This is a genomic window from Bacillus sp. P4_D3 (assembly GCF_056401855.1).
In genome coordinates this window covers 1-2,686 of record NZ_JBFUIN010000420.1, presented here as the reverse complement: position 1 = coordinate 2,686, position 2,686 = coordinate 1, and the positions used below count along the sequence as shown (strand labels likewise).

3 protein-coding genes and 1 pseudogene are annotated in these 2,686 nt (G+C 37.1%); all 4 read right to left on the bottom strand.

Annotation, left to right across the window (positions count from 1 at the left end; all coding sequences use genetic code 11):
* Positions 1 to 127 (bottom strand): annotated as a pseudogene (locus tag AC1DTM_RS22105) (phosphonate ABC transporter, permease protein PhnE); the annotation flags it as partial.
* The gene (gene phnE, locus AC1DTM_RS22100) at positions 127 to 921 is read right to left on the bottom strand and encodes a phosphonate ABC transporter, permease protein PhnE (protein WP_016105865.1); all 795 of its coding nucleotides are present in this window, start codon (positions 919 to 921) and stop codon (positions 127 to 129) included. The gene phnE and the pseudogene AC1DTM_RS22105, both read right to left, overlap by 1 nt.
* Positions 918 to 1,691: a phosphonate ABC transporter ATP-binding protein gene (phnC, locus tag AC1DTM_RS22095; RefSeq protein ID WP_016100236.1), complete on the bottom strand. Its 774-nt coding sequence runs from the start codon at positions 1,689 to 1,691 to the stop codon at positions 918 to 920. Before phnC ends, phnE begins: the two co-directional genes overlap by 4 nt.
* 84 nt (positions 1,692 to 1,775) lie before the next feature.
* Positions 1,776 to 2,686, bottom strand: a 911-nt coding sequence (locus tag AC1DTM_RS22090) for a phosphate/phosphite/phosphonate ABC transporter substrate-binding protein (protein WP_477000882.1), incomplete at its 5' end; no start/stop codon positions are given.

Genomic DNA, 2,686 nt, shown 5'->3' with positions numbered 1-2,686 from the left:
CCTTTATTCCCTCTAGCGGGACTCCTGAAAAGGCCCATACATATATAACTGTAAGTGCTATAAAAATAATCCAGCGATATACACTCGGTTTCTTCGGTTTCGGTACGATTATCGTCGTTTTACTCATTATAATTTCTCCCGCAACAATGTACTTACATAATCAATTAGTAATACAACAACAAGAGTATAAATAATAATAGAAGCAGTTTGTTGATATTGTAAAAATCCAAGTGTACGATCGTAATATAATCCAATACCCCCCGCTCCTACTAAGCCTAGAACAGCTGCTGCACGCACATTCACCTCAAATGTATAAAGGACATAGGAGACAAAGTGCGCTTTTACTTGCGGAATTACCCCATAAACAATCCATTGCACCTTATTTGCTCCTACCGCTGTCATCGCTTCTAATGGACCTGGGTCAATTGATTCAATTGACTCATACAACAATTTCGCCACGAGTCCAATCGAGAAAAAAGTAAGCGCCAAAATACCTGAAAGTGGTCCTATTCCAAAAATAGCTACGAAAATTGCCGCTAATAATAAATCTGGTATTGTCCGGATAAAATTTAAAATCAATCGAGCTGGACTGTACAAAAATGCGCTAGTAAACACATTACTTGCCGCAAATAGTGCAATTGGAATAGCTAAAATCGCTCCTAAAGTCGTCCCAATAATTGCCATGCGTATTGTATCTAACATTGCTGTTGTAATAACTTGAAAATAGCTCCAATCTGGCGGCACCATCTCTTTCAGCAAATCCATCATATTAGGAAAACCAACTACTAGTTTTGCAAATGATGCGTCGACCTGCACACTACTTCCCCACAAAAGTAAAATAACTAGAATAGCCGTTAACATATGTTTCAATTTACTCGGCGGCTTCGGTATCGATTTCGAATATATCGTCACGTCATTCATTTAGCTGCCACCTCTAATAATTCGCTTTTCTGAGCTACGTCCCCATAAATTTCAGCAAATTTTTCATCCGTTGCCTCTTCTACTGAACCATCAAAAACAATTTCACCTGCATGTAATCCAATAATGCGTGTAGCATATTGCCTAGCTAAATCAATAGAATGTAAGTTTACAATTGTCGTAATTCCAAAATCTTCATTAATTTTTTTCAAATCATCTAGCACTTGCTTTGTTGTCAACGGATCTAACGATGCAACAGGTTCATCTGCCAATATGATTTTCGCTTCTTGCGCCAACGCTCTAGCAATCGATACACGTTGCTGTTGTCCTCCTGATAATTCATCAGCCCTCGCATATGCTTTTTCTAAAATATTTACTCTTTTTAACGATTGAAATGCAAGCTCCAAATCCTCTTTTGGAAATAGACCTAACGTTGTACGCAGTGTCGAATGATACCCAACACGTCCAGCTAATACATTCTTCAATACCGTTGACCGCTTTACAAGGTTAAAGCTTTGAAAAATCATACCAATATCTCGACGCATACGTCGTAACCCTTTTCCTTTTGCAGCAGTAATAGACTCACCTTCTATTATGATTTCACCTTCCGTAATCTCATGAAGGCGATTTACCGATCTGAGAAGTGTAGACTTTCCAGCCCCGGATAACCCGACCATTACAACAAACTCACCTTTTTGAATTTTCAAGTTTATATTATTCAATCCTTTTGTACCATTCGGATACACTTTGGAGACATTTCGAAACTCTATCACACCTCTTACCTACCTTCTATGTATTCAAAACGGCAAACTAACTGAAACTACAACCCTTCCAGTTAGCTGCCATTTTCATATGTATTATTGCGTTTTTACTTTCTTTCCGTATTCACGAACGATATCAAATTTACTATCATCAGATTTAACGTATCCTTCATGTGAGTATACTTCTTTAATGATTTTGTGCCCTTCCTCATTCTTTCCTATTTCAATGAAAGCATCCTGTAATTTCTTGCTCCACTCTGCATCTAAATCAGAACGTACAGAAATCGTATCGTTTGGAATTTTCTCCGTAAATTTCACTATTTTCGTTTGATCGAATATATTAGGATAATCTTTTTTTACAATATTACGAGCATCTTGGAATACAACAGCTGCATCTACATCACCATTTAAAAGAGCAATAAGTGACTGATCATGACCTTTTAATGTAACAGGTTTCACATCTTTCAACGGATCAATTCCCTCTTTTAACAATACAGCCGCAGGCCATACATACCCCGCTGACGATGTTACATCTTGATAACCAATTTTTTTACCTTTTAAATCTTTTACACTGTTAATATTAGAATCTTTCTTAACAACAAACTCAGATTTATAAAAGTCTACTAAATCTTTTGTAGGAGCTCCTGTCTCATCATCTACACCAAAACGTTGTGCCTGTAAAATTACATTTGCAGCCTTTTTCTCATGCGCTAACACATACGCTGTTGGAGGTAAAAAGCCTACATCTACTTGCTTAGATGCCATCGCTTCTACAATTGTATTGTAATTCGTTGAAATACTAACTTTTACCGGCATATTTAATTTATCACTTAATAGCTTTTCCAACGGTTTTGCCTTCGCCTCTAACGTATCTGCATTTTGAGAAGGAACAAATTGAACATTTAAAGTCTTCGGTACATAACCTTTTTTCGTATCTTCATTTTTACTTGCACTTGATTCCTTCGTTCCACAGCCACTTAATAATCCCGCTGCTAGTACAACTGTTG

Bases quoted from the DNA above. Each gene is read 5' to 3' on its own strand.
- phnE (WP_016105865.1), bottom strand. From the start codon at position 921: ATGAATGACGTGACGATATATTCGAAATCGATACCGAAGCCGCCGAGT.